A 24113-nucleotide genomic window follows, 5' to 3' on the forward strand; every position below is an offset into this window, starting at 1 on the left:
CGGGTGCTTCATGGTATTGGTATGCCGCATTCAATTACCGGATTGTTCAACATGGCACCACGTTTCGTCCCCGTTGCGGCAGCGCTGTCAATCACCCTTGCGTTGGCTGCCTGCAGCGCGCCTCCCACGCCGGAGCAGCTGCCGTTCTTCGAGCCGGGGGTGGAGTTCAGCGTGAATCAGGTGGGCACCGGGTGCACGGCCGACGGCGCCTACCGGGCCAAGGTTAGTTGGGACGTTCCACCGTCCATGTCGTCCAAGATCGAGGTGCAGGTTGGCGATGACCGCTCGGGTATTTTCGCCCGCAGCAACGATGCCACCGGCAGCGACGAGACCGGGGACTGGGTCCGCGACGGCACGCTGTTCGTGATGGTCGATCGCGATACGAAGATGGTGTTGGCGGCAGTGAAGGCCGGACCGGGCAACTGCAGCGCACCCGTGGTCGAGGCGCCCGGCGACTAGCCGGCGGCCTGGCGCGCCATCCACTGCTCGATCTGGGCGCGGTCACGGGCGCGCATCAGGGCCGGTGCCCGGGCGCGCAGTGCATGCACGTCGCATGATCGGATGGTCCGACGCACTTCTAGCAAGCTGCTGGGGTGCACGCTGAACTGCTCCAGCCCTAGGGCCAGCAGCAGCGGACTGAAGCGTGCATCGCCGGCGATCTCGCCGCATACCGACGCCGGGATTGCGTGTTTCTTCGCCAGCAGCAACACATCGCGCATCACCCGCAGCACCGCCGGGTGGAGCAGGGTGTGCAGCTCGCCGAGCGCGTCGTTGTTGCGGTCGGCGGCGAGCAGGTACTGGATCAGGTCGTTGGTGCCAATGGCGACGAAATCGATTTCGCTGATGAAACCCGACAGGGCGATCGCCGCCGCCGGCACCTCGATCATCGTGCCCAGGGGGACATGCGGGGCGATCTCGTGGCCTTCGCTGCGCAGCGCGGCGCGGATGCGCTCCAGCTCGGCGCGCACGGTGCGGACCTCCTCGCGCATGGTGACCATCGGCAGCAGGATGCGGACCGGTCCGTAGCCGGAGGCGCGCAGGATCGCGCGCAGTTGGGTTTCCAGCAGACCGGTACGCGCCAGGGACAGGCGGATGCCGCGCACGCCCATCGCCGGGTTGGGCTCATCGCGCAGTGCCAGGCCGGTGCGGTCGGCCTTGTCCGCGCCCAGGTCCAGGGTGCGGATCGTGACCGGGCGACCGCTCATGCCCAGCACGACATCCCGATAGGCGTGGAACTGCTCCTGTTCGTCGGGAAGCTCGTTGCTGCGCAGGAACAGGAATTCAGTGCGGTACAGGCCGATGCCGGTCGCACCCAGGGCGTGGGCTTCGGCCACGTCCTCGCGCGATTCGGCGTTGGCGTGCACCTCGATGCTGACATCGTCGCGGCTGCGGTTGGGCTCGCTGCGCAGGCGGTTGAGCTCGCGCTGGTCGCGCGATTGCGCGCGCAGCTGCGCGCGGTGGGTGCGCAGGTCCGGCGCGCGCGGTTCGATGACCACGGTCCCCGCGCCACCGTCCACGATCAGCGCATCGCCGTCGTTGACCCGCTGCAGCAGCCCCGGCACGCCCACAACCATTGGCAGGTGCAGGCTGCGGGCGAGGATCGCGCTGTGCGAGAGCACGCTGCCCGAGGAGGTCACGATGGCGACCACGCCCTGCTCCTGCAGCTGGGCCAGCTCGGCGGGGGCGACGTTGTCGGTCACCAGGATTTCCCCGGCAACCCCGGTGGTGTCGTGCAGGCGACGATGCAGGCTGGCGTGGACGCGCGCGATGACCTGATCGATGTCATCCATGCGGCTGCGGAAGTAATCGTCGTCCATCCGCGCGAACACAGCCGCGATCCGGTCGCGCTGCTGGCGTAGCGCGTAGTCGGCACTGCTGTGGTCGGTACGGATCAGCTCGTCCAAGCCGTGCAGCAGCTCCGGGTCGTCCAGCAGCAGCGCATGCAGGTCGAGGAACTCGCCGAGCTCGTGGGCCAGCGCGCCTTGGAGGCGGTCGCGCATGGCGTGCATCTCGGTCCGCACCCGGTCGATGGCGTCATGCAGGCGGGCCAGCTCGGCATCCACATCCGCCGGGTCGATGTACTCGGCGACCACGTCGACCACGTGCGGCAGGCGCACGCGTGCCCGGCCGAGGGCGCTGCCACGCGATGCCGCCAGTCCGGTTAGTTCCTGCCGCATGCTGGGTTACTGGTCCTCGTCGAAGCGGCGCTCGAACAGCGCCGCGACCGCGTCGGCGACGCTGGCCTCGTCCTCGCCTTCCACCCGGAGCCGGATCTGGGTGCCCTGACCGGCAGCCAGCAGCATGACGCCCATGATGCTCTTGGCGTTCACTTGGCGACCCTTGGCGATCAGGGTCGCGCTGGATCGGTAGCCCGACAGCAGCTGGACCAGCTTGGCGGTCGCGCGGGCATGCAGGCCCAAGCGGTTGGAGACGGTCAATTCGCGTTCAATCATGGCAGTGTTCCGGAAACCGTCATCAAGACAAGCGGGTGCGGGTGGGTGGGCTCATGCGTCGTCCTGGCGTACGCCGTTACGCGCGCCAGCCGCTGCGACCGCCGGCAGTTCATCCAATCCCAGCTCCGCGTAGTTCAGCACCCGCAGCAACATGGGCAGGCTGAGCCCGGAGACGCGGTGGACGCGCGTGCCCAGGCGCGCCAGTGCGGCCCCCAGGTTACTGGGGGTTGCACCATACATATCGGTCAGCACCAGCACGCCATCGCCATCGTCCGCGCGGCGCATCGCCGCACTGGCCTTTGGCAACATCGCATCGGGGTCACTGTCGAAGCCAACCTCCAGCACCTCCACCCGCAACGGGAGTGGATTGAGCAGGCCGGACGCGACCGCAAGAATGGTGCTGCCGATACCTTCGTGGGTGAGCAGGAGAATACCGACAGACATGCGGCAAAGTTAACAGACGCCGGTCAGGTGCCGATAGCCGGCGTCATCGCGATGCGGCGGAACTGCGCTCTAGTCCAGTTCGCGGTGGTGCACCGCGACCTCGTCCCAGCCCTGTTCGCGGGCGCGCTGCGCCATGCGCTCCGCCAGATAGACGGAGCGGTGACGTCCGCCGGTGCAACCGAAGGCGACGGTGATGTAGCTGCGGCTGGTATCGGAGTGCAGGCGCGGCAACCAGGTTTCCAGCAGTGCGCCAACCTGATTGGCGAACTCATTCACCAGCGGCTGGTTGGCGAAGAACTCCGCGACCGGTGCATCGCGCCCGGACAGTGGCCGCAGGCCCGGATCCCAGTGCGGATTGGGCAGGCAGCGCGCGTCGAACACGAAGTCGGCATCCGCCGGCACGCCGTGGCGGTAGGCGAAGGACTCGAACAGCAGCGAGACGGTGCTGGTGTCGCCCAACGCGAAGCGGGTGATGATGTGACGCCGCATCTGATGGACGTTGAGCTCGCTGGTATCGAGCTGGGAATCGGCCAGCTGTCGCAGCGGCCGCAGCACCTGGCGCTCCAGCGCGATCGCATCCGCCAGCGCCAGGCCCAGGTGGCTGAGTGGATGGCGGCGACGGGTGTCGGCGTAGCGCTTGATCAGGATGTCGTCGCGGGTCTCCAGGAAGATCACCCGTGGGTCCATGCCCATCTTGCCCAGTTCGGCGAGCCATCCGGGGATGCTGGCCAGGTCGCGGTGGCTGGTGCGTACGTCGATGCCGACGGCCAGTTTCGCGGTTTCGGTCTCGGCCAGATTGGCGGTGGCCGCGCGAACGAACGCAGGCAGCAGCTCGGCGGGCAGGTTATCGACGCAGTAGTAGCCCAGATCCTCGAAGGTCTTCAGGGCGACGGACTTGCCCGAGCCGGACATGCCGCTGACGATGACCAGTGACGCGTCGACGACCGGTTTGTCATCGGTGGGGTGCGGGGGGAGGGCGTTTTCGGTCTTGTCCATGGCGTCAGGGGCTACCGCGTTCCAGAAAGTTGCTGTGCCGCGCGATGAACGCCGCGGCGGGGTCCATGCCCTTCATGCGCAGGCTGTGCAGGCGGGCCGCGGCCTCGGCGAGCACCGCAAGGTTGCGCCCGGGCATGACCGGCAGGGTGGTCATCGGCACGTCCAGATCGAGCACGCGGCGCGCGGAATTGTCGCCGGTCAAGCGCTCCAGCCCGTCGGAGTCGGCAGGGCCATCACCGGGCCGGGTCAGGTGGGTGATCAGGCGCAGGTATTTGTTGCTCTTCACGGCGGTGTCGCCAAACATCTGGCGGATGTTCAACACGCCCAGGCCACGTACCTCCAGCAGGTCCTGCAGCAATTCCGGACAGGTGCCATCGAGCACGTCGGGAGCGATCTGGGTGAACTCGGGCGCATCGTCGGCGACCAGCCGATGGCCGCGGCTGATCAATTCCAGCGCGAGCTCGCTTTTGCCGGCACCTGCATCCCCGGTGATCAGCACGCCGATCGAATAGATCTCCATGAAAACGCCATGCAGGGTGACGCGCGGCGCGAGCGTGCGCGCCAGCTGGTACTGCAGGTGGTTGAGCAGCTCATGACCCCGCAGCGGTGAACCCCACAGCGGGGTCATCGATTCCTCGGCGGCTTCCAGCAGGTCGGCCGGGCAGTCCTGCGCCTTGCTGATGACCATCGCCAACGGCCGGAACTGGATGATCCTCTCGATGGTTTCCCAGCGGTGGCGCGAGTCCAGCGAGTCGAGCCAGGCCAGCTCTTCCGAGCCAAGAATCTGCACCTTGTTGGGGTAGATGGCGTTGAGGTAGCCCGCCAGCGAGGGACGCCGGTCCAGCGTGTCCACTGCCTCGAGCACGCGTCCACGGCCCGCCTGGCCGGCAAACCAGCGCAGCTGCAGGCGTTCGCGCTGCCGTTCAAACAGGTCCTCGGCGCTGATGCGGGCACTGGACATAGGCATCTCAGGCCACGCTGGGGCAGGCGGGGGCGGCCAACAGGCAGCGGGTCAGCTCGGCGGTGTCGCCGGCCTCGCGCAGGCGCCGGCGAAACGCGGGGTCGGAAAAGTACTCGGCGAGTTCCGCCAGCTGCTCCAGGTGCTTTATGTTCGAATGCAGCGGCACGACCATGGCCATGACCAGGTCGATCGGGATGCCGTCGGCGGCGCCGAAGTCGACCGGCTCGGCCAGGCGCAGGAAGGCGCCACGGCTGTCGTCGATGGTATCCAGCCGGCCGTGCGGGATGGCGACACCGTGGCCGATCGCGGTGCTGGCGAGGCGCTCGCGCGCATGCAGGCTGTCACCGATCAGGTCCGCGTCGGGGGTGAGTACCGCTGCGGACGTCGTGTCATCGCCCGCTGGCGTGGCCAGCAGGCGCGCGGCGGCATCAATCACCGCGGCGCGGTCGCGGCTGCCGGACACGATGGCTACGCGTCCGGCGCTCAAAAGGTCAATCAGGGGCATCTTGGCTAACCGGTTTCACCGATTCGGGAGAGGCTTTCGGCGCGGCGCGACTGGTCCACCTGCTTGCCCTTGTGCTTGAGCAGCAATCGGTCGAGCTTGTCCACGAGGAGGTCGATCGCCGAGTACATGTCCGGTGCTGCCGCGTCGGCATGCAGCGTGCGGCCGGCACAGATGACGTTGGCCTCGGCGCGATGGTCAGGCTTGTCGAGTCCCAGCTGGGCGCGTACTTCGAAAGGCTGCTCGAAATGTCGTTGCAGGCGGCTGAACTTGGTCTCCACGTACTCGCGCAGGGCGGGGGTGACGTCAAGCTGCTGGCCATAGATTTCAATCCGCATGGAAAGACTCCTTTACCTGGCGACGGGAGACCAGCATAGCCCAGCCTGAGCCCCGCGAATCCGCCCATTCAGGCCATTCGCACCCGGTCCTGGGAGGAGACGATCCCCATCGCCTCGCGGTACTTGGCGACGGTGCGGCGGGCAACCGGGATGCCGGCGGCCTTGAGCGTTTCGGCCAAGCGTGCATCCGATAACGGCTTGCGCGGGTTTTCGGCCTGGATCAGCTCGCGGATCATCGACTGGATCGCGATGCTGGAGGCCTCGCCGCCGCCGCCGGTGTCGATGCCGGAGGCAAAAAAGGCACGCAGCGGAATGGTGCCCCGCGGCGTGCGGGCGTACTTGCGCGCGATCGCACGTGACACCGTGGATTCGTGCATGCCGATCTCGGCGGCCACTTCGCGCAGGGTCAATGGTCGCAGCGCCGCGTCGCCGAACTCCAGGAAGCCCGCCTGCTGGCTGATCAGGCACCGCGCTACCTTCAGCATCGTCACCCCGCGCGCCTCCAGGCTCTTGAGCAGCCAACGCGCTTCCTGCAGGTGTCCCTTGAGGTAGTTGGCGTCGGCGGCGTCAGCATGGCGGATCATGTTCTCGTAGGCGCGGTGGATGCCGATCCGCGGGCGCATGCTCTCCGAAAGCGCCACCCGCCACATGCCGTGCTGGCGCCAGATCACGACGTCGGGGGCCACGTAGGTGTCCTCGGCGACATCGCCGATCCCCGCGCCAGGACGCGGCTCGAGCGAACGCAGCAGGTTGACCGCCGTTTCAACATCGGCAACGGCCAGTTTCATCTCTGTGGCCAGACCCGCCGCACCGATCCGCGGCAGCCGCTCGAGATGATCACGTACCAGGGTGAGCGCCAACTCCCGCCCCGGCGTGGATTGGTCCAGCTGCTGCAATTGCAGGCTGAGGCACTCCGAGAGGTCACGCGCACCGACGCCAATCGGGTCGAAGCGCTGGATCTGGCGCAGCACGGCGACAATCTCGTCCTCATCGACGATCAGCTCCGGCGCAAGGGTCGCGGAAACCGATTCGGGCGACTCGCGGAAGTACCCGGCCTCGTCCATCGACTCGATCAGCACCACCGCGATCTGGCGATCACGCGGTGACAGGTGGCTCAGGTGCAGTTGCCACAACAGGTAGTCCTGCAGGCTTTCCGACTCCGCGACCTGATCGGCTGTATCACGGTCGCCGTCGGGGTCTGCGGGTCCGACGCGCTGATACCAGACCTCGCCGTCGTCCGGGCCCCAGTCCGCTTCCGGGGGCGCGGGCGTATCGCTTTCGTGGCCGGCTTTGTCGCCGGCTGCATCAATGCCGCCGGCGTCCGTGGCGTGTTCGGTCCAGTCCAACAGCGGATTGCTCTCGACCGCCGCCGCCAGCTCCGCTTCCAGTTCGGTGGCCGACATCTGCAACAGGCGGATGGCCTGCTGCAGCTGGGGCGTCATGACAAGGCTCTGGCCGAGGGAGGTCTGCAGTTGGGGCTTCATGGTCACCGTGTGCTTGCGGCGCGGACACGGTTCCGCGCGGCGGCCTTACATCATGCCCCCAATGGTCCGCTTCGGTGGGTGATGCAACGCTACAGGCGGAAGGTGTCGCCGAGATAGACGCGACGAACGTCCGGGTTGGCGAGCAGTGTGTCCGGAGCCCCCTGCGCGAGCACACTGCCTTCATTGAGGATATACGCCCGGTCGCAGATGCCCAAGGTCTCGCGCACGTTGTGGTCGGTGATCAGCACACCGATGCCGCGATTCTTGAGGTGGCGCACGATTCGCTGGATGTCGGCCACGGAAATCGGGTCGACACCGGCGAAGGGCTCATCGAGCAGCATCAGCCGCGGGTTGCCCGCCAGGGCGCGCGCGATCTCCACCCGGCGCCGCTCACCGCCCGAAAGGCTGGCGCCCAGCTGGTTGGCGACGTGGTTGACCTGCAGCTCTTCCATCAGCGAGGCGAGCTCGCGCTCGCGACCGCCCTTGTCCAGGTCCTCGCGCAGCTCCAGCGCCACCCGAAGGTTGTCGGCCACCGTGAGCTTGCGGAATACCGAGGGCTCCTGCGGCAGGTAGCCCATGCCGAATTTGGCCCGGGCATGCATCGGTTCCCCGGTGATTTCCTTGCCGTCGAGCACGATCTGCCCGGCATCGGCCGGCACCAGGCCGACAATCATGTAAAAGCAGGTGGTCTTGCCCGCACCGTTGGGGCCGAGCAGGCCGACTACTTCGCCGGCGTCCAGGGTCAGGCCGAAGTCGCTGACGACTTCGCGCGAGCCATAGGACTTGCGCAGGCCCTTGGCAACCAGCATCACTCGGTCTCCGCTTCGCCGGCGGCTTTCTTCTTATCGGCGGGAGCGGCGGTCCGCGGCATGATGCGCATGTTGACCCGGCCGTTGCCTTCCCCGCCGCTGGTCACCTGGCCGGTGGTCATGTTGTAGACCACGCGCTCGCCGCTCAGTGTTCCGCGCGGCTGCTTGATGTTGACCTTGCCGGTGAACACGACGGTATCGGTGCTGACGTTGTAGTCGATCTTGTTGGCCACCGCGTTCATCCGGCTGCCATCGTCCATCTGCTGGGACATCTTGGCCGGCGAGCCGGTCAGCACGACCTGGGAGATGTCGCCGCCGCGCGCGCGGATTTCCGCCCGCGACGCTTCTGCGTGCAGGGTGCCCTGGTCGATCACCACACCGCCGGAAAGAATCGTGGGGCTGCTGTCGTCCAGGCTGCCTTCCTGCTTGCCGGCGCTGATGTCCATCGCCTGGTTGCGGTCGGATTTCTTTGCCAGCGCCGTCGGGCTGGCGGCGACGAGAAAGATGATGAGCAGGCCGATGAACGGCTTGGTGTAATTAGCGGGCATAGCGGGATTTGACCTCCGATTGGAGCGTGTACTGCTTGGTGGCCAGATTCACGTCCAGCCCGTTGCCGCGGAGTATAGAGCCCGGCCGGTTGATGGTGACCTGCACGGGCGAATCGACGCGGTCCGCATCCGGGAATACGTTCAGCTCCTGCGTGTCGATGTTGACCTCGTCCGACTGGCGACCGTCGCTGACCGCATTGACATCGCCGCGCAGCCGCAACTCATCACCGCTGGCACTGATCCAGCCGGTCTTGGAGGTCACCTTCCACGCATCGCCGTCTTCCTGCTTGGGGGGAATCAGGAATACGGGCGTGGTCACATCCATGGTTTCCAGGACCGGATCACGCGCAAGCCGGGGAGCGCGCAGGGTGAAGGATTCCTTGCCCGTGGCATCCAGCACGACCAGTTCGAAGTCGTTGAGGAGGTAGTCGGGCCGACCGCCGATTTCCGGCTGCAATTCCGGGCCCGTGGTCATGCGGGTCAACACGGCCCAGCCACTGGCGACCGCGCCCAGCAACAGTAAAATTCCCACCGGGATGCGCCAGTTCATGCGTTGTGTCCCGTTATGCGCGCGGTCGGGTCGGTCTGTTCCAGCGCCGCGGCATCGATCAATGCGTCCACCTTGCCTTGGGCGTGCAACAAAAGGTCGCACAGCTCCCTGCCGGCCCCATCGCCGGCACGTGCCGAAGTAATCCAGTGGGCGCGTTCGCGCACCCAGACATGGGCGCTCGCCGGTGCCACGGCGAATCCGACCTGCTGCATTGCACCCAGATCGGGCAGGTCGTCGCCCATGAACGACACCGCGTCCAGATCGATGCCGAGACGAGCGGCAATCGCCCGCACCGTGGCCAGCTTGTCGCCCACGGCGGTATGGACCTCAGTCAAGCCGAGCTCGGCACCGCGGCGTTCCACAATCGTGCTGGCGCGTGCGGTGATGAAGGCAACCTCGATGCCGATCTTGCGCAGCATCACCAGGCCCAGGCCGTCGTGGACATGGAAGGCCTTCGTTTCGCGGCCCTCGCTGTCGAACCTGAGCCGGCCGTCGGTCAGCGTGCCATCGATGTCGAAACAGGCCAGCTGCACGCGTCGCGCACGTTCCACCACGGCGGTGCCGGTGGTGTTGTGTACCAGTGGAGTGGTGATGCTCATACCACCCGCGCCCGCAGCAGATCATGGATGTTGAGTGCGCCGACCAGGCGGCCGTCCGCATCGACGACCAGCAGGCCGCTGATCTTGTGCGTTTCCATCAACTGGGCTGCCTCTACCGCGAGCGCGCCCTGCTCGATGGTGCGCGGGCTGCGTGTCATGACCTCGTCGATCCGTGTGGTGCGCAGGTCCACCTCGTCGTCGTCCAGGCTGCGGCGCAGGTCGCCATCGGTGTAGAGGCCGAGCAGGCGGTCATCGGCCAGGTCTACGATCGCGGTCATCCCCAGCCGCTTGTGGGTCATCTCGACCAGCGCCTCGCTGACACTGGCCTGGGCGCCCACGCGTGGAATTTCATCGCCCACATGCATGATGTCGGCGATGTGCAGCAACAGGCGACGTCCCAGCGCGCCGGCGGGGTGCGAGCGGGCGAAGTCGTCGGCGGTGAAGCCGCGCGCCTCCAACAGGGCGACGGCGAGCGCATCGCCCATCGCCAGCGAGGCGGTGGTGCTGGAGGTCGGTGCCAGGTGCAGCGGGCAGGCTTCAGTGGGCACGCTGACGTCCAGGTGGACATCCGCGGCGCGTCCCAGGGTGGAGCCGGCGCGGCCAGTCATCGAGATCAGCTTGTTGCCCTGCCGCTTGAGGCCGGGCAGGAGCATGGCGACTTCGTCGCTTTCACCCGAGTAGGACAGCGCCAGAACGACATCGGCGTCGGTAATCATGCCCAGATCGCCATGGCCGGCCTCGCCGGGATGCACGTAGAACGCAGGCGTGCCGGTAGAGGCGAGGGTGGCGGCGATCTTGCGCGCGACATGGCCGGATTTGCCCATGCCGGTACACACCACGCGCCCGCGTGCGGCCAGCATCAAACGGCAGGCAGCGCTGAACTCGCCGTCCAGACGGGTGGCAACCGCCCTCAGTGCGTTGGCTTCGATGTCGAAAACGCGGCGGCCGCTGGCGGCGTAGTCGAATTCGTGGGGATTTTCGGGAATCGCTGGAGATGTGGCCATTTCGGAGCAGTGGGCTTTCCGCTAGGCTAGATCGGCTGATTTTACGCAGATTGCGGGCTGGCGTATCCCGTCCGCTGAACCATTACCGACCGCGGCGCGCACCCTGGCGCGAGTCCGGCGGAACCCCCACGCTTCAACTTCCGGCGAGCTTTCTTCGCCGCTTCGATTGCGAGAGCCCATACGTGAACCCGCACACCATCAAAACCCTCATCGAACAAGGCCTGCCCGGCGCCAGCGCGGACGTGCGCGGCGACGACGGCGTGCACTTCGAGGCGACCATCATCAGCGAGGCGTTTGCCGGCAAGCTTCCGCTTGCGCGCCATCGCCTGGTCTACGCCACGCTGGGCGAGTTGATGGGCCGGGAAATCCACGCCCTGAGCATCGATGCGAAGACGCCTGCCGAAGCCGGGCAGGGATGAGCATGCAGAAAATCGTAGTCGAAGGCGGCGTGCCGCTGCACGGCGAGGTCCGCATTTCCGGGGCCAAGAACGCCGTGCTGCCGATCCTGTTCGCGACCCTGCTGGCCGACGAGCCGGTGGTGATCAGCAACGTGCCGCACCTGCACGACGTGGTGACCAGCGTGAAGCTGCTGGCCGAGATCGGTGCGGGTATCAGCATCGATGAGCGCTACGGCATCACCGTCGACCCGACCACCGTGCACAGCCAGGTCGCGCCCTATGAACTGGTGCGCACGATGCGTGCCTCGGTGCTGGTGCTGGGGCCGCTGCTGGCCAAGTACGGCCACGCCGAAGTGTCGCTGCCTGGTGGCTGCGCGATCGGCTCGCGCCCGGTGGACCTTCACATCAAGGGCCTGCAGGCCTTGGGCGCGCAGATCACGGTCGAGAATGGCTTCATCAAGGCCAGGGCGAAGCGGCTCAAGGGTGCGCGCCATGTGTTCGAGATGATCAGCGTTGGCGCAACCGAAAACGTGTTGATGGCGGCGACGCTCGCTGAAGGCACCACGGTGCTGGAGAACGCGGCGATGGAGCCGGAAATCGTCGACCTTGCCGAGTGCCTGCGGGCAATGGGCGCGCAGATCGAAGGCGAGGCTACCGGCAGGATCACCATCCACGGCGTGGAGCGCCTGCACGGCGGCAGCCATTCGGTGGTACCGGACCGGATCGAGACCGGCACTTTCCTGGTTGCCGCGGCCATGACTGGGGGCCGGATCACCGCTCATCATGCCCGCCCGGACACCATGGACGCGGTGCTCGACAAGCTGGTCGAGGCAGGCGCCACGGTGGAGTGCTCGGGTGACCGCATCGCTCTGGACATGCAGGGCCGGCGACCGCGGGCAGTGGATATCACCACGGCGCCACATCCTGCCTTCCCGACCGACATGCAGGCCCAGTTCATGGCGATGAACTGCGTCGCCGACGGCGTCGGCGTGATTAATGAGACGATCTTCGAAAACCGCTTCATGCACGTCAACGAGCTGGTCCGACTCGGTGCGGACATCCGCGTCGATGGACACATGGCTGTGGTGCGCGGGGTGAAAACCCTCAGCGGCGCACCCGTGATGGCGACCGACCTGCGCGCTTCCGCCTCGTTGATCCTCGCCGGGTTGGTGGCGCAGGGGGAGACCGTCATCGACCGCATCTACCATCTGGATCGCGGCTACGAAAACATCGAGGAAAAGCTGTCCTGCCTGGGTGCAAGGATCCGCCGGATCAGCGATTGAACAATAAAAACCCCGCTCAGGGCGGGGCTTCTATTGGCCGATACGGCGCATCGGGATCAGCTGAGGGCGATCAATTGACCGACTTCACCCGCAGGTCGATGTCGTCCTTGCCACCCCTGCGCTGGAGGATGCGCGCCGGAATCGGCATGCCTTCCACCAGCCACGCGATGGTCTGCTTGTCACCGTCGGTATTGACGACCTTGGTCGCTTCGACCTGCTTGCCGCCGACGGAGATGGATTCCTTGCCGCTGACCTTGTAGCTGAGCTGCTTGACGCGGCCGTCGTCGACCATGCGGTACTTCAGCGGTTTGCCCGCGGCCAGATCGCGCACAAGCGCCAGATTGATCAGCAGCGCGTCCATGTCGCCGGCCTGCAGCTTGATCGGCTTGGAGCGCTCCGGCTTCACATCGCCGGACCAGGTCGCAAGTCCCTGCCCCCAGTCATACGTTGCGGTCTTGGTGGACCTCTTGACCAGTACCTGCGTGCTGTCTTGGCTGGTGAGCGGACGCCAGGTGCCCTTGCTGTCCTCGAACACCGTGCTCTGGTTGAGGTTAGCCAGCGGCGTGCTGATGGCCAGGGTATAGCGCCAGCGATCGCCGGACTCCGGAGCGAGGGTCATTTTGCCGGTCGCCTGCATGCCCTTGTAGCTCGCGAGGTAGTCGGCGGTGAAGGCCTCGATCGCCCATGCCGGAGAGGTCGCCAGCAGCAAAGCGGCGGCCGCGCCAAGCATGCGCCAGCGGGGTGCGCGGGCCGGTTCAGCGGATTTCATGCGGATGTCAGCAAGCATTTATTCAACTCCTTTGTATTCGACCAGACGCAGGTCGTACACGTCTTTGCCGTTCTCGCGTTTGAGCATGCGGATGGGACTGGGTACGTTGCGGACGACCCAGATCACGGTGTCTTCATTGTCCTTGCTGCGGGTCGCCTTCATGGCGTTGTAGGGCATGCCCGCCACGGTAATGCTTTCGCGTTCGTCGGCAACGACATAACGGTGGTCACGCACGCGGCCATCATCGACAAACCGGTAATCGAGCGTCTTGCCGGGGGCAGCATCGCGAATCACCGCCAGATTGATCAGCAGGCCGGACATGTCGCCGGCCTGCAGCGGCACCGGTCGACGCCTGCGTTCCTTGACGTCGCCCTGCCAGTTGGCACTACGGCCTTTCCAATCGTAGATGCCGATGGTCTGCTTGCGCGTGAACACGCTCTTGTTGACCGTCGCCTGGGTGACGGGCCGGTACACGTCGCCAAGGTCGTCAAAGACGCTGCTCTGCTCGGCGTTGAGGCCGACAAAACCCATCAGGCCACGGGTGCCGTGCATGACCAGATCGGTGCGCCAGCGCGGCGGCTGCTGGCGCACCAGCTGCATGGTGGCTTCGCCCAGCAGCTTTCCGTCCTTGTACACCGCGTAGGTGGCGAGGAAAGGTTCCAGTACGTGCGGGCTCTCGTCGGTCACTGCTCCGGTGAGCGGCGCCGGCGGGGTCGTGGAGGGTACCGCAGCTTCCTGCTGCGCGAGAGCCGCGACCGGGAGCAATAAGGCAAGCATCAGGAGGGAGGCAACGGGTCGCATGTGGGCGGGCAGGCTCAGGTGGTGGTAGGGGGCTGAGGATGCAGGTTGTTGTCTGAATCCAGCTTCATCGGTGCGTCGAGCGGACGTTTGTCGATGAGGATCGACGTCTCCTTCAGCTCGATCCGTCGTGCCGCGAACAGCCGCAGGGTTGCCACCAGCAACGGATGTTCGCGCTGCAGGACCCGCGCCGCCAAGGTTTCCGCATCGTCGTCAGGCTCCACGGGCACGCATGCCTGCGCGATCACCGGCCCGCCGTCCAGCTCAGCGGTGACGTAATGCACGCTGGCGCCGTGTTCGCAGGCTCCCGCGTCCAGCGCCTGTTGGTGCGTGTGCAAGCCTTTGTAGGCAGGTAGCAATGATGGATGGATGTTGATGATGCGACCGGCGCGTGCATCCACCGCCGCAGCGCCCAGCAGCCGCATGTAGCCGGCGCAGACGATCAGGTCTGGGCGGGTCGCGTCGATCTGCCCAAACAGTTCCGCCTCGTACAGCTGGCGATCCGCGAAGCGTGCCGGTTGCACCGGGACAGCCGGAATGCCGGCGCCTTTCGCGCGCTCCAGGACGGGCGCGCGCCGCCGGTCGGAAAACACGCCGACCACCTGCGCATCCAGCGTCCCGGCGGCGACGGCGTCCATGATCGCCTGCAGGTTGCTGCCCCGCCCGGAGGCGAGCACCGCGATGCGCAGCGGAGAAGTCATCGGCGGATCACCGGACGCTCGGGATCAGGCGATCCGGACGCGTTCGTCACCGCCGGCCACCACCACCTCACCGATCCTCCGGTGCGGCAGGGCGAGACCGTCGAGGTCGGATTCGACCGCGGCGACCGTGTCCTGCGGCACCACCAGGACGAACCCAATACCGCAGTTGAAGGTGCGCCACATCTCGGCGTCGGCCACGGCGCCTTCGCGCTGCAGCCAATCGAACACGGGCGGCAGGACGATGGTGGACGCCTCGATGCGTACGCCCAGGCCTTCCGGCACCACGCGCACGATGTTTTCGGTCAGTCCGCCGCCGGTGATGTGCGCCATGGCATGCACCGCGTCACCGTGCTCGCCGCGCAGCAGCGCCAGGACCGGTTTGACGTAAAGCGCGGTGGGCGCCATCAATGCATCGATCAGCGCCGTGCCGTCAAACGCCACGTCGTCCGGCCGGCCCGCGCGATCAAATATGCGGCGGATCAGTGAATAGCCGTTGGAATGCGGGCCCGAGGAGCCGATGCCGATCAACACATCGCCGGCAGCAACCCGGCTGCCGTCGCGCAGTTCGGCCTTCTCGACCGCGCCGACGGTGAAACCGGCCAGGTCGTATTCGCCGGGGGCGTACATATCCGGCATCTCGGCAGTCTCGCCCCCGATCAGGGCGCAGCCAGCCAGTTCGCAGCCGCGTGCAATCCCGCCGACCACGGCAACCGTGGTCTCGACGTCCAGCTTGCCGGTGGCGAAATAGTCCAGGAAGAACAGCGGCTCGGCACCCTGCACCAGCACGTCATTGACGCACATACCCACCAGATCAATGCCGATGGTGTCGTGGCGGCCGAACTGCTGGGCCAGCTTCAGTTTGGTGCCCACGCCGTCGGTACCCGACACCAGTACCGGCTCGCGGTACTTGCCGGAAAGATCGAACAGGGCGCCAAAGCCGCCCAGTCCACCCATCACTTCCGGGCGGAAAGTCCGCTTCACCAAGGGTTTGATGCGTTCGACCAGCTCGTTGCCAGCGTCGATGTCGACACCGGCATCGCGGTAGGTCATTGGGGCGGGAGGGGGTGTGGACGGTGCGGTCACGGCAGGCTCGAAGGCACGGGTAGCCGGCGATTTTAGCAGCCAACCACGCCGACGGCCCGCGCGAATGGACGGCGCGGCGGCGGTACGGCACCATTTCGGACTGGCATCGAGTTGACGGGAACCACCATGGCGTATGCAACGGGCAGGAAAAACGATGGCGAATGCCGTGGTGCAGCCTCGCAGGGACGGAATCGGGTGGGCGCCGGATGGCTGACATGGGCCTGCGTCGCCGTGTTCGCGATGGCCAGTTTTGGCGTGTCTGCGCAACGCGTGGAGGGCGATCGCGCGGTCGCGCAGGGTGCCTACAACGCCGAAGTGACGGTCAAGGGCCAGGGCGCCGACGAGCGTCGCCGGGCGTTCTCGCGGGCGCTTGCGCAGGTGCTGGGCAAGCTCTCGGGCGACCGCGGTGCCGCGTCGCGACCCGGCGTGGGCGCCGAGCTGCGCCAGGCCGAGAAGTACGTGCGGAGTTTTGACTACCGTCAGGACGAGGGCCGCTCCGCCAGCGGCGCGCCAAGCTTCAAGACGATGCTGGTGGTCCGCTTCGATGAGGCCGCCGTTGATGACCTGGCCTTGACGCTGGCGCTGCCGGTCTGGCCCCAGCCGCGGCCGAAGCCTGTGCTGTGGCTGGCCATCGATGATGGCAGCGGTCCGCGGCTGGTCGACGTGAAGAGTGCCGATGCCGTCCGATCGACCCTGGACAGGGCGGTTGAGCGCGGCTATCGCCTCGGTCTCCCCAATGGCAGCGCTGCCGAGCGCGCGCTGGTGGGTGCAATCTGGCGCGGCGATACGGCAGCGGTGGCGCGTGCGTCGCAGCGCTACAGCCCACCCATGCAGCTGATTGGCAAGCTCTACCGCAGCAGCGGCGGCTGGACGGCGGACTGGATCTTCGTGGATAACGGCAAAGTACTGTCGCGCTGGTCGGAAAGTGGTCCCAGTGCCACCCAGTTGATGGCGACCGGTGCCGATGGCAGCGCCGATGCACTGATGAAGCGCTACGCCAAACGCCCTGATACGGGTCCGGCCGGTACTTATCGGGTGGCCTTCACGGGCCTGCGCAGTGCCGACGATTACGTGCGCCTTTCCGGTTATCTGCAAGGGCTGACGGTGGTGCGTGGCATGCGCCCGGCGCTCGCGACACCACAGCGCCTGGAGTTCGACCTCGACCTGCTGTCGGGGGTGCGCGGGTTCAACATGATGGTCGAGCGCGACGGTGTCCTTGCGGCGCTCGATCGCGGCCGCGATACGTCCATCGGTCCGGTCGGCATACCGGAAGGGGACACCACGGATGATCAGCCCATGATCACTTCCGGTTCCGTACCGGTCTACACGCTGCGCTGATGGAAAGCCGGGATCCGTTGGTCGAGATCGCCCGCTTCCTGCGGCGGCTGCAATGGGCCGCGCTCGCGGTAGCGCTGTTCTGGGTGGTGTGGCTGCTGTCACCGGTGCTGTCGCCATTTGTGTTGGGCGCACTGCTGGGCTGGCTGGGCGATCCGGTGGTGGATCGGCTGGAGCGCGCGGGGCGTTCGCGAAACACCGCGGTGTTGCTCGTGTTCACCGCCATGACACTTTTCGTCGTGCTTGGCCTGGTGCTGTTGGTGCCGTTGATCCAGGAGCAGATCATGACCCTGGTCGACTCCATTCCGGGCTACCAGCAGTGGATCATCACCACTGCCATGCCCTGGGTCGAGATGCGCACCGGCATGGAAATCACCGGTTGGCTGGACCTGAACCACCTGATCGAACTGGTTCGGTCCAACTGGGAGAGCGCAGGCGGATTTGCCAGCAGCCTGCTGGGCTACATGTCGCGATCCGGCTTCGCCCTGATTGCGCTGGTGGCCAATATCGCATTGCTGCCGGTGGTGACGTTTTTCGCCCTGCGCGATTGGGACCTGCTGGTCGCGCGCGTGGGCTCGCTGATCCCGCGTGACCATCTGCAGACGGTCACCCGGCTGGCAACCCAGTCAAGTGACGTCCTCAGCGGATTCCTGCGCGGGCAGTTTTTGGTCATGCTGGCGCTGGGCGTGATCTACGCCGTAGGTCTGTGGGGCGTGGGTCTGGACCTGGGCATCCTGATCGGCATCATTGGCGGCATCCTGACCTTCGTTCCCTACGTTGGACCGGCCACGGTGCTGGTGCTGGGCTGTATCGCAGCGGTGGTGCAGTACGGCGACTGGCAACACGTTCTGGCGGTGCTGGTCGTGTTTGGCGTGGGCCAGCTGGTTGAGAGCTATTGGCTGACGCCGAAGCTGGTCGGTGATCGTATCGGCCTTCATCCAGTCGCGGTCATCTTCGCCGTGCTTGCCGGCGGCCAGCTGTTCGGCTTCCTCGGCATGCTGATCGCCCTGCCGTGCGCGGCGGTGGTGAACGTGTTGCTGCGCTACGCGGAAGAGCGCTATACCCACAGCCGTCTCTACGCCGGCGCACCGTCTCCGATGATCGTGGTCGGCGGCGAACCGACGCCGCCCCTTGCAGTTCCGTCGGAGCCGAAAGGCGAGTGAAGTCACGCACCCCCGCGTCGCTTGCGCCAAGCTCGTCCGGTGCAGTACTGCCGGATTCTGGCGTGCCCCAGTTGCCACTGGCATTGCGTTATCCGGCCGACCAGCGCCTGGATACCTTTGTGGATCCGCCGCCGGGCGCGCTTGAACAGCTGGTTGCGCTGGCGACTGGCGCGGGCAGCGACTGGCTGTATCTCGCCGGTCCGGCCGGTGCCGGCAAGACCCACCTGTTGCTGGGAACCTGCGCCGCGGCAGAAGCGAGCGGCCGCCGTGCCGCCTACCTGCCACTGGCCGCGGCGGCCGGTCGCCTGCGCGATGCGCTGGAGGCCCTGGAAGGCAACGACCTGCTGGCGCTGGACGGGCTGGATGTGGTGGCGGGTAACCGTCTCGACGAAATCGCCTTGTTCGACGTCCACAACCGCGCCCGCGCCGCAGGTACCCGCCTTGTATATGCGGCGCGTGGCAATCCCGATGACCTGGCGCTGGTGCTGCCTGACCTGCGCTCGCGGCTGGCCCAGTGCAGCCGGATCAACCTGCAGTCGCTGGACGACGATGGCCGCCGGGAGGTCCTGCGTCAGCGCGCGCGCCGGCGCGGTTGGGTGCTGGAGGAGGCGGCGCTGGACTGGTTGCTCAAGCGTGTCGAGCGCGACCTGGTCGGCCTGACTGCCTTGCTGGACCGGCTGGATCGGGCGTCATTGGCCGCGCAGCGACGGATCACCGTGCCATTCCTGCGTCAGGTCCTGAACGGCTGAGGGACGCGTCCAGCTCGGCCAGCCGCTGCGGCGTGCCAACGTCGGTCCACCTGCCGCGGTGGTGTTCACCGGTGACCTCCCCCCGGGTCATTGCAGCCCGTAGCAGGGGTGCCAGTTTGAAGCGCGGGGGCTGATTGTCGGTGGCGTTCCCGGTGACGTGGATCACGTTGCGCCAAGGCGCCAGCAGCGAGGGCCGGTAGATACCGATGCCAGCGAAGGTCAGTCGGTTCGCCCCATCGCTCGACAGCAGGCCCGTGTCACTCAGGGAAAAGTCGCCTTCCGGATGGTGCACCGGGTTGTCGACGAGGACCAGATGAGCTTCGCCTTGCGGTTCCGGGGGCAGGAGCGCGGGATCGAAATCGCTCCACACATCGCCGTTCACCGCGATGAACGGTTTCTCGTGGCCCAGCAGGTCGAGCGCATGCAGCATGCCGCCGCCGGTTTCCAGCGCCTCTGGCCCTTCGTACGAGTACCGCAGCTGCAGTCCCCACTGGCCTCCGTCGCCAAGCACCGGCTCGAACTGCTCGGCCAGCCAACTCGTGTTGATCACCACCTCGCGCACACCGATGCCGGCCAGTCGTTCCAGATGCCACACGATCAGCGGTGTGCCCGCGACGGTGAGCAGCGGTTTGGGCACGCTGTCGGTCAGTGGCCGCATGCGTTCGCCGCGACCCGCGGCAAGGACCAGGGCTTTCATGCCGGTGGCTGGAAGGGACGGGCTGCCATCGCCGGTTTGACATGCCGATCGATGATTACGCCCAGCTCGGTGAGCTCGGGATACCGCGGGAGGACGGTATCCAGGTAGGCGATGAACCGGGGCGCATCGGCGAGGTAGCGCGGCTTGCGGTCGCGATGCCAGAGGCGGGCGAAGATGCCCAGTATCTTAAGGTGGCGCTGGACGCCGATCAGGTCGGCGTCGCGGCGGAACCGGTCCAGCGCGGGAACCGGCAGGCCGGCAGCGAGTGCGCGCGCGTGGTAGCGGCCAAGCCACTCCGTGACCTTGGCCTCGGGCCAGCTCACGAAGGCGTCCTTGAACAGGCTGATCGGGTCATAGGCTATCGGTCCTTGGACGGCGTCCTGGAAGTCGAGCACGGCCGGGCCGGCGTCCACGGGCATCAGGTTGCGCGGCATGAAATCGCGGTGGACGAACACCTGCGGCTGGGCCAGCGCGGCGTCCACCAGGAAGCGGTTGGCCCCAGCCAGCGCTGCCCGCTCGGCTGCCGACAGCTGGATGCCGAGGTGACGATCAAGGAACCAGTCCGCAAACAGCGCCAGTTCGCGCGCCAGCAGCTCGTCATCGTAGGCGTGCAGATCGACTGGGCAGGGCAGGGCCTGGAGCTTCAGTAACTCGCCGATCGCCGCATCGAACAAGGCGTCGGCGTTGTCGGCAGTGATCACCTGCAGATAGGTCGGACCGCCCAGATCTTCCATCAACACAAAGCCCGTGTGCTCATCCTGCGCCGCAACGCGCGGCACCCGAACGCCGTGGCGCTCGAGGTGGTCGCGCACGCGAAGCCACGGTCCGACGTCCTCTTTGTCGGGAGGCGAGTCCATCACGATCCAAGGCTTGCCGACGTGTCCGGCGCTGCGCCAGTAACTGCGAAAACCTGCATCCATCGACGCGCGCACAAGCATGAGCGCCGGGTTGCCCGACGCCTGGCGCGCCCATGCAAGTCGCGCATCGGCGCGCTCGTTGGACTCGGCAACAACCTGGTTCATGCAATCTCCGATGGGCGCCTGGAGCGCCGGCGCGCGATGAGGTGAATGGAACCGCGATGGCTCAACGACGCGTCGATCGGCGGCGTTCGCGGAACATTTCCTGGACCACCAGCAAGACCATCGCGGCGATGATGGCCAAAGCCCACACCAGCAGTCGACTGGTGACGCCCATTTCGGTGGCCAGCCAGCCGCCGGCCAAGGCGCCGGCGATGCCCAGCACAATGGTCATTATCCAGCCCATCGGGTCAGCCCCAGGCTTGAAAAGCCGGGCCAGGATGCCGATGACGGCGCCGCCGGCGATGTAACCCAGAACTCCGTTGAACATGCTCTTCTCCGATACAGCGCAGTTGGATGCAACGCCCTTGATGGAGCGTTGCCCGGTACTCAGCAGCAGCCGTGCTCGCCGCGCTCCTGGACGCTGCCGGCGGCGGCCACACCGGTGGTCTCGCCGCGCTGTCCGGCTTCGTGGTGACGGGTGATCACGTGGGCAACGCTGGCGGTGACCCGCTTGCCCATCGGAATGTGCAGGAATTCATTGGGGCCGTGTGCATTGGAGTGCGGGCCGAGGACGCCGGTGATCATGAACTGGGCGCCCGGGAACTTCTCGCCCAGCATGCCCATGAACGGAATCGACCCGCCTTCACCCATGTACATCGCCGGCTTGCCGAAACAGGCCTGGCTGGCGTCCTCGATCGCCCGGGTCAGCCATGGCGACTGCGCCGGCGCGTTCCAGCCAGTGGATGATTTCTCCAGTTCCAGCTCCACATGCGCGCCGTTGGGTGGATTGTCGAGCAGCGTCTGCTTCAGGATTTCGCCCGCGCGTTTGCCGTCGAGGGTTGGCGGGAGCCGCAGGGAGAGTTTCACCGCGGTGTGCGGGCGAAGTACGTTGCCCGCCGAGTCCAGCGAGGGCATGCCGTCGATGCCGGTGACCGACAATGCAGGGCGCCAGGTGCGATTGAGCACCAACTCGGCCAGGTCTGCGTCCATCGGCTGCATGCCGTCGAGCAATGGAAACTTGTCGTAGACCGCGGTCCCGAGGACCGCTGCGGCCTGCCGTGCCTGCTCCAGGCGCTCGGCGGGAACCTCGGCATGCAGGCCTTCGACGATGATCCGGCCGCTGTTCTCGTCTTCCAGTCGTGACAGCAACTGGCGCAGGACGCGGAAGCTGGACGGCACGACGCCGGAGGCATCGCCGGAATGGACGCCTTCGCTGAGGACCTTGACGGTGAAGTTGCCGCCGGCCAGGCCGCGCAGCGAGGTGGTGCACCACAGCTGATCGTAGTTGCCACAGCCCGAATCCAGGCACACCACCAGCGATGGCTTGCCGATGCGCTCCGCAAGGTGGTCCACGTAGGCGGGCAGGTCGTAGCTTCCGGACTCCTCGCAGGCCTCGATCAGGACCACACAGCGGGCATGCGGCAGTTTCTGCTCGTGCAGCGCCATCACCGCCGTCAGCGAGCCGTAGATCGCATAGCCGTCGTCGGCGCCGCCGCGTCCATACAGGCGATCGCCCTTGATGACTGGCTTCCACGGGCCCAGATCGTCATCCCAGCCGGTCATTTCCGGCTGCTTGTCCAGGTGCCCGTAGAGCAGCACGCAATCCTCGTTGCTGCCGCCGTTGGCCGCCGGGATCTCTATGAAGATCAACGGCGTACGCCCTTCCAGTCTTACCACCTCGACCTGCATCCCCGGGATCGACTGCGCACGCGCCCACGTCTCCATCAAGGTGACGGCCTGCTCCATGTAGCCGTGCTCGACCCAGTCGGCATCGAACATCGGCGACTTGTTCGGAATGCGGATGTATTCCACCAGCTGGGGGACGATCTCGGCGTCCCACTTGTCGGCCACAACGCGGTCGATGGCGGCGGAATCGATGTGGTTGGCATCCATGTTGGGCACCCGAATCTGGAAAGGGAGCCATTGTACCGCCGGCGGTCGACTCGGAATTCCCCTACCCCATGCCGGGGGTCCTCCTTACATCCGCATCATGACTTGGTTGATTCCCGCAGATGGCGCGCTGGGCCAAAGTTCATCCACCGGCACCGATCACGTGCCCTCGGGGATGGAACCCCAAACACCACCAAAGGAGTCAGGTCATGAACTCACTGCTGATGATTGCAAAAACACTGATGCTGTCGATGCTGCTCACCGGCATCGCCTGGGCGCAGGAGACGGTGAACATCAATACCGCCGAGGCAGCGGAAATCGCCCAGGTGCTGACCAACATCGGCCCGGCCAAGGCGCAGGCCATCGTGGAATACCGCGAAGCCAACGGCGCGTTCCGCAGCGTCGAGCAATTGGCAATGGTCAAGGGCATCGGTCTGGCGACCATTGAGAAGAACCGTGACCGCATTGCGCTCTCTGCCGCCGGCAAGACACCGGGGAACGTGGCCCAGCGCTGACTACACACCACCTGCGTAGACACCGGGATGTCGAAACAGGTGGAGTCGTGGGCAAGGAAGTCCACGCTCAGGGGAGAACCTCTGGACAAGGATGTACGCCACCCGCTGCAGAGGGATCTGCAGCGGGTGGCACTGTTTTGGCCACGCCAAAATCCACGTCGTTGGCAGACTGTAGCTCCGCCCCATCCCTGTCCATGATGCATTCGCATGTCATCGCTGCTGCGCTCTCCAGCAGTTGGTGTATCGACAGGCTTTGATCCGCTCCTGCAACGGCGCGCGCTATGGCAGGTGCCTTTAAATCAGGCTGCTGTCGAAGGTCGGTTCCGAGTCAGGTTTCCGCCCAGCGCCGCAAGAGGTTGTGGTACACGCCCGTAAGCTGCAGGACGGCCGCGGCATCGGCACCGCTGTCGGTCAGGGCCTGGATCGCGGTGTCCATCTCGAACAGCATCCGGCGCTGGGCGTCGTCGCGGATCATGCTCTGGATCCAGAAAAATGCGGCCAGCCGAGCGCCCCTGGTCACCGGCTGAACCATGTGCAGGCTGCTGGATGGATACAGGATCAGGTCACCCGCCGGCAGCTTCACCTCGTGCGTTCCGTAGGTGTCGTGGATGACCAGCTCGCCGCCGTCGTAGTCCTCGGGTTCGGACAGGAACAACGTGCAGGAGATGTCCGTGCGCATCGTCGTGGCGACCTGTCCCGGCGGGGCGGCCGGCGTCATCACCGCACCGTCCACATGCAGGCCGTAGGTTCCTCCGCCTTGGTAGCGATTAAAGCGCGGTGGCAAGCTTCGCAGTGGCAGTGCGGCGGCGAAATACAGCGGACTCGCAGCCAGTGCGGCGGTTACGACCTGCCCAAGTTCTTGGCGCACCGGCGAGGCGTCGGGCAGTTGCAGGTTGCGCTTGACCCCGGCGCCCTGCGGGCCGACCGTCTCGCGGCCGTCAGTCCAGACCGCCCCATCGAGTGCGGCCCGCATCCGCACGAGGGTGTCGCGGTCCAGTACGCCGGGGACGTGAAGCAACATCGCG

General features: G+C 66.3%; 29 protein-coding genes. 7 read left to right on the plus strand and 22 right to left on the minus strand.

Annotation, left to right across the window (positions count from 1 at the left end):
• The first annotated feature begins 51 nt into the window (after positions 1–51).
• The gene (locus KZ491_RS00840; protein ID WP_222563993.1) at positions 52–459 is read left to right on the plus strand and encodes a hypothetical protein; all 408 of its coding nucleotides are present in this window, start codon (positions 52–54) and stop codon (positions 457–459) included.
• Here the strand turns inward: KZ491_RS00840 and ptsP are convergent.
• The 13 genes from ptsP to KZ491_RS00905 all read right to left on the minus strand — a co-directional run bounded on the left by ptsP (position 456) and on the right by KZ491_RS00905 (position 10688).
• A complete protein-coding gene (gene ptsP / locus KZ491_RS00845) occupies positions 456–2177 on the minus strand; it encodes a phosphoenolpyruvate--protein phosphotransferase (protein WP_222563994.1) in 1722 nt (573 codons plus the stop codon). The two genes, KZ491_RS00840 and ptsP, sit on opposite strands and share 4 nt — an antisense overlap.
• Positions 2178–2183: 6 nt before the next feature.
• Positions 2184–2453: an HPr family phosphocarrier protein gene (locus tag KZ491_RS00850; protein WP_222563995.1), complete on the minus strand. Its 270-nt coding sequence runs from the start codon at positions 2451–2453 to the stop codon at positions 2184–2186.
• A gap of 51 nt (positions 2454–2504) precedes the next feature.
• The gene (locus KZ491_RS00855; RefSeq protein WP_222563996.1) at positions 2505–2897 is read right to left on the minus strand and encodes a PTS sugar transporter subunit IIA; all 393 of its coding nucleotides are present in this window, start codon (positions 2895–2897) and stop codon (positions 2505–2507) included.
• Between the two features lie 69 nt (positions 2898–2966).
• A complete protein-coding gene (gene rapZ / locus KZ491_RS00860) occupies positions 2967–3893 on the minus strand; it encodes an RNase adapter RapZ (protein ID WP_222563997.1) in 927 nt (308 codons plus the stop codon).
• A gap of 4 nt (positions 3894–3897) precedes the next feature.
• A complete protein-coding gene (gene hprK, locus KZ491_RS00865) occupies positions 3898–4854 on the minus strand; it encodes an HPr(Ser) kinase/phosphatase (RefSeq protein WP_222563998.1) in 957 nt (318 codons plus the stop codon).
• Between the two features lie 7 nt (positions 4855–4861).
• Entirely contained in the window at positions 4862–5359 is a 498-nt protein-coding gene (locus KZ491_RS00870; protein ID WP_222563999.1) for a PTS sugar transporter subunit IIA, read from the minus strand.
• 5 nt (positions 5360–5364) lie between these two features.
• Positions 5365–5694: a ribosome hibernation-promoting factor, HPF/YfiA family gene (gene hpf, locus KZ491_RS00875; protein ID WP_222564000.1), complete on the minus strand. Its 330-nt coding sequence runs from the start codon at positions 5692–5694 to the stop codon at positions 5365–5367.
• Between the two features lie 68 nt (positions 5695–5762).
• On the minus strand, positions 5763–7178 hold the full coding sequence (locus KZ491_RS00880; RefSeq protein ID WP_222564001.1) for an RNA polymerase factor sigma-54: 1416 nt from the start codon (positions 7176–7178) through the stop codon (positions 5763–5765).
• Positions 7179–7267: 89 nt separating this feature from the next.
• Positions 7268–7987 (minus strand): LPS export ABC transporter ATP-binding protein, encoded by a 720-nt coding sequence (lptB, locus tag KZ491_RS00885; protein ID WP_222564002.1) that lies wholly within the window; start codon positions 7985–7987, stop codon positions 7268–7270.
• The gene (lptA, locus tag KZ491_RS00890) at positions 7987–8535 is read right to left on the minus strand and encodes a lipopolysaccharide transport periplasmic protein LptA (RefSeq protein ID WP_222564003.1); all 549 of its coding nucleotides are present in this window, start codon (positions 8533–8535) and stop codon (positions 7987–7989) included. The genes lptB and lptA overlap by 1 nt, the downstream gene beginning before the upstream one ends.
• The gene (gene lptC, locus KZ491_RS00895; RefSeq protein ID WP_222564004.1) at positions 8525–9085 is read right to left on the minus strand and encodes an LPS export ABC transporter periplasmic protein LptC; all 561 of its coding nucleotides are present in this window, start codon (positions 9083–9085) and stop codon (positions 8525–8527) included. The genes lptA and lptC overlap by 11 nt, the downstream gene beginning before the upstream one ends.
• A complete protein-coding gene (locus KZ491_RS00900; protein WP_222564005.1) occupies positions 9082–9684 on the minus strand; it encodes a KdsC family phosphatase in 603 nt (200 codons plus the stop codon). The genes lptC and KZ491_RS00900 overlap by 4 nt, the downstream gene beginning before the upstream one ends.
• Positions 9681–10688: a KpsF/GutQ family sugar-phosphate isomerase gene (locus KZ491_RS00905; protein ID WP_222564006.1), complete on the minus strand. Its 1008-nt coding sequence runs from the start codon at positions 10686–10688 to the stop codon at positions 9681–9683. Before KZ491_RS00905 ends, KZ491_RS00900 begins: the two co-directional genes overlap by 4 nt.
• Positions 10689–10870: 182 nt before the next feature.
• Between KZ491_RS00905 and KZ491_RS00910 the strand changes: the two genes are divergently transcribed.
• Positions 10871–11107 (plus strand): BolA family protein, encoded by a 237-nt coding sequence (locus tag KZ491_RS00910; protein WP_222564007.1) that lies wholly within the window; start codon positions 10871–10873, stop codon positions 11105–11107.
• Positions 11108–11109: 2 nt separating this feature from the next.
• The gene (gene murA, locus KZ491_RS00915) at positions 11110–12369 is read left to right on the plus strand and encodes a UDP-N-acetylglucosamine 1-carboxyvinyltransferase (RefSeq protein WP_222564008.1); all 1260 of its coding nucleotides are present in this window, start codon (positions 11110–11112) and stop codon (positions 12367–12369) included.
• A gap of 70 nt (positions 12370–12439) precedes the next feature.
• On the opposite strand, the gene KZ491_RS00920 is transcribed toward murA, so the two are convergent.
• The 4 genes from KZ491_RS00920 to purM all read right to left on the minus strand — a co-directional run bounded on the left by KZ491_RS00920 (position 12440) and on the right by purM (position 15687).
• Positions 12440–13099, minus strand: coding sequence for a DUF3108 domain-containing protein (locus tag KZ491_RS00920; protein ID WP_222564671.1), 660 nt, complete (start codon positions 13097–13099; stop codon positions 12440–12442).
• 57 nt (positions 13100–13156) lie between these two features.
• Positions 13157–13825, minus strand: coding sequence for a DUF3108 domain-containing protein (locus tag KZ491_RS00925; protein ID WP_484549419.1), 669 nt, complete (start codon positions 13823–13825; stop codon positions 13157–13159).
• A 128-nt stretch (positions 13826–13953) separates the two neighbouring features.
• Positions 13954–14637: a phosphoribosylglycinamide formyltransferase gene (gene purN, locus KZ491_RS00930; RefSeq protein ID WP_222564010.1), complete on the minus strand. Its 684-nt coding sequence runs from the start codon at positions 14635–14637 to the stop codon at positions 13954–13956.
• A 24-nt stretch (positions 14638–14661) separates the two neighbouring features.
• A complete protein-coding gene (purM, locus tag KZ491_RS00935) occupies positions 14662–15687 on the minus strand; it encodes a phosphoribosylformylglycinamidine cyclo-ligase (RefSeq protein WP_222564672.1) in 1026 nt (341 codons plus the stop codon).
• Between the two features lie 273 nt (positions 15688–15960).
• Between purM and KZ491_RS00940 the strand changes: the two genes are divergently transcribed.
• From KZ491_RS00940 to hda, 3 genes are all read left to right on the plus strand, one after another.
• On the plus strand, positions 15961–17058 hold the full coding sequence (locus KZ491_RS00940) for a DUF2066 domain-containing protein (protein WP_222564673.1): 1098 nt from the start codon (positions 15961–15963) through the stop codon (positions 17056–17058).
• Complete coding sequence (locus tag KZ491_RS00945; RefSeq protein WP_222564011.1) at positions 17058–18218, plus strand: AI-2E family transporter; 1161 nt, start codon at positions 17058–17060, stop codon at positions 18216–18218. Before KZ491_RS00940 ends, KZ491_RS00945 begins: the two co-directional genes overlap by 1 nt.
• A gap of 62 nt (positions 18219–18280) precedes the next feature.
• Positions 18281–18967, plus strand: coding sequence for a DnaA regulatory inactivator Hda (gene hda / locus KZ491_RS00950; RefSeq protein WP_222564012.1), 687 nt, complete (start codon positions 18281–18283; stop codon positions 18965–18967).
• On the opposite strand, the gene murU is transcribed toward hda, so the two are convergent.
• From murU to KZ491_RS00970, 4 genes are all read right to left on the minus strand, one after another.
• Positions 18930–19664, minus strand: coding sequence for an N-acetylmuramate alpha-1-phosphate uridylyltransferase MurU (murU, locus tag KZ491_RS00955; RefSeq protein ID WP_222564013.1), 735 nt, complete (start codon positions 19662–19664; stop codon positions 18930–18932). The two genes, hda and murU, sit on opposite strands and share 38 nt — an antisense overlap.
• Positions 19661–20686 carry an aminoglycoside phosphotransferase family protein gene (locus tag KZ491_RS00960; RefSeq protein WP_222564014.1) on the minus strand — a complete coding sequence of 342 codons (1026 nt, stop codon included), beginning with the start codon at positions 20684–20686 and terminating at the stop codon, positions 19661–19663. The genes murU and KZ491_RS00960 overlap by 4 nt, the downstream gene beginning before the upstream one ends.
• A 61-nt stretch (positions 20687–20747) precedes the next feature.
• Positions 20748–21011 (minus strand): GlsB/YeaQ/YmgE family stress response membrane protein, encoded by a 264-nt coding sequence (locus KZ491_RS00965; RefSeq protein ID WP_222564016.1) that lies wholly within the window; start codon positions 21009–21011, stop codon positions 20748–20750.
• A 59-nt stretch (positions 21012–21070) separates the two neighbouring features.
• On the minus strand, positions 21071–22561 hold the full coding sequence (locus tag KZ491_RS00970; protein WP_222564674.1) for a M20 family metallopeptidase: 1491 nt from the start codon (positions 22559–22561) through the stop codon (positions 21071–21073).
• A 221-nt stretch (positions 22562–22782) separates the two neighbouring features.
• Between KZ491_RS00970 and KZ491_RS00975 the strand changes: the two genes are divergently transcribed.
• Positions 22783–23088, plus strand: coding sequence for a ComEA family DNA-binding protein (locus tag KZ491_RS00975; protein WP_222564017.1), 306 nt, complete (start codon positions 22783–22785; stop codon positions 23086–23088).
• 328 nt (positions 23089–23416) lie between these two features.
• Here KZ491_RS00975 and KZ491_RS00980 read toward each other — a convergent pair whose 3' ends face one another.
• Entirely contained in the window at positions 23417–24109 is a 693-nt protein-coding gene (locus tag KZ491_RS00980; protein ID WP_222564019.1) for a Fe2+-dependent dioxygenase, read from the minus strand.
• Positions 24110–24113 lie beyond the last annotated feature (4 nt).

Origin of the sequence: Novilysobacter antarcticus, from assembly GCF_019802285.1 — a bacterium.
GTDB lineage: Bacteria > Pseudomonadota > Gammaproteobacteria > Xanthomonadales > Xanthomonadaceae > Novilysobacter > Novilysobacter antarcticus.

What these genes read in the sequence shown, in the direction of transcription:
- KZ491_RS00840 (WP_222563993.1), top strand. Translation starts at nt 52, where the DNA reads ATGGCACCACGTTTCGTCCCCGTTGCGGCAGCGCTGTCAATCACCCTT.
- ptsP (WP_222563994.1), bottom strand. Translation starts at nt 2,177, where the DNA reads ATGCGGCAGGAACTAACCGGACTGGCGGCATCGCGTGGCAGCGCCCTC.
- KZ491_RS00850 (WP_222563995.1), bottom strand. Translation starts at nt 2,453, where the DNA reads ATGATTGAACGCGAATTGACCGTCTCCAACCGCTTGGGCCTGCATGCC.
- KZ491_RS00855 (WP_222563996.1), bottom strand. Translation starts at nt 2,897, where the DNA reads ATGTCTGTCGGTATTCTCCTGCTCACCCACGAAGGTATCGGCAGCACC.
- rapZ (WP_222563997.1), bottom strand. Translation starts at nt 3,893, where the DNA reads ATGGACAAGACCGAAAACGCCCTCCCCCCGCACCCCACCGATGACAAA.
- hprK (WP_222563998.1), bottom strand. Translation starts at nt 4,854, where the DNA reads ATGTCCAGTGCCCGCATCAGCGCCGAGGACCTGTTTGAACGGCAGCGC.
- KZ491_RS00870 (WP_222563999.1), bottom strand. Translation starts at nt 5,359, where the DNA reads ATGCCCCTGATTGACCTTTTGAGCGCCGGACGCGTAGCCATCGTGTCC.
- hpf (WP_222564000.1), bottom strand. Translation starts at nt 5,694, where the DNA reads ATGCGGATTGAAATCTATGGCCAGCAGCTTGACGTCACCCCCGCCCTG.
- KZ491_RS00880 (WP_222564001.1), bottom strand. Translation starts at nt 7,178, where the DNA reads ATGAAGCCCCAACTGCAGACCTCCCTCGGCCAGAGCCTTGTCATGACG.
- lptB (WP_222564002.1), bottom strand. Translation starts at nt 7,987, where the DNA reads ATGCTGGTTGCCAAGGGCCTGCGCAAGTCCTATGGCTCGCGCGAAGTC.
- lptA (WP_222564003.1), bottom strand. Translation starts at nt 8,535, where the DNA reads ATGCCCGCTAATTACACCAAGCCGTTCATCGGCCTGCTCATCATCTTT.
- lptC (WP_222564004.1), bottom strand. Translation starts at nt 9,085, where the DNA reads ATGAACTGGCGCATCCCGGTGGGAATTTTACTGTTGCTGGGCGCGGTC.
- KZ491_RS00900 (WP_222564005.1), bottom strand. Translation starts at nt 9,684, where the DNA reads ATGAGCATCACCACTCCACTGGTACACAACACCACCGGCACCGCCGTG.
- KZ491_RS00905 (WP_222564006.1), bottom strand. Translation starts at nt 10,688, where the DNA reads ATGGCCACATCTCCAGCGATTCCCGAAAATCCCCACGAATTCGACTAC.
- murA (WP_222564008.1), top strand. Translation starts at nt 11,110, where the DNA reads ATGCAGAAAATCGTAGTCGAAGGCGGCGTGCCGCTGCACGGCGAGGTC.
- KZ491_RS00920 (WP_222564671.1), bottom strand. Translation starts at nt 13,099, where the DNA reads ATGCTTGGCGCGGCCGCCGCTTTGCTGCTGGCGACCTCTCCGGCATGG.
- purN (WP_222564010.1), bottom strand. Translation starts at nt 14,637, where the DNA reads ATGACTTCTCCGCTGCGCATCGCGGTGCTCGCCTCCGGGCGGGGCAGC.
- purM (WP_222564672.1), bottom strand. Translation starts at nt 15,687, where the DNA reads ATGACCTACCGCGATGCCGGTGTCGACATCGACGCTGGCAACGAGCTG.
- KZ491_RS00940 (WP_222564673.1), top strand. Translation starts at nt 15,961, where the DNA reads ATGGCCAGTTTTGGCGTGTCTGCGCAACGCGTGGAGGGCGATCGCGCG.
- KZ491_RS00945 (WP_222564011.1), top strand. Translation starts at nt 17,058, where the DNA reads ATGGAAAGCCGGGATCCGTTGGTCGAGATCGCCCGCTTCCTGCGGCGG.
- murU (WP_222564013.1), bottom strand. Translation starts at nt 19,664, where the DNA reads ATGAAAGCCCTGGTCCTTGCCGCGGGTCGCGGCGAACGCATGCGGCCA.
- KZ491_RS00960 (WP_222564014.1), bottom strand. Translation starts at nt 20,686, where the DNA reads ATGAACCAGGTTGTTGCCGAGTCCAACGAGCGCGCCGATGCGCGACTT.
- KZ491_RS00965 (WP_222564016.1), bottom strand. Translation starts at nt 21,011, where the DNA reads ATGTTCAACGGAGTTCTGGGTTACATCGCCGGCGGCGCCGTCATCGGC.
- KZ491_RS00975 (WP_222564017.1), top strand. Translation starts at nt 22,783, where the DNA reads ATGAACTCACTGCTGATGATTGCAAAAACACTGATGCTGTCGATGCTG.
- KZ491_RS00980 (WP_222564019.1), bottom strand. Translation starts at nt 24,109, where the DNA reads ATGTTGCTTCACGTCCCCGGCGTACTGGACCGCGACACCCTCGTGCGG.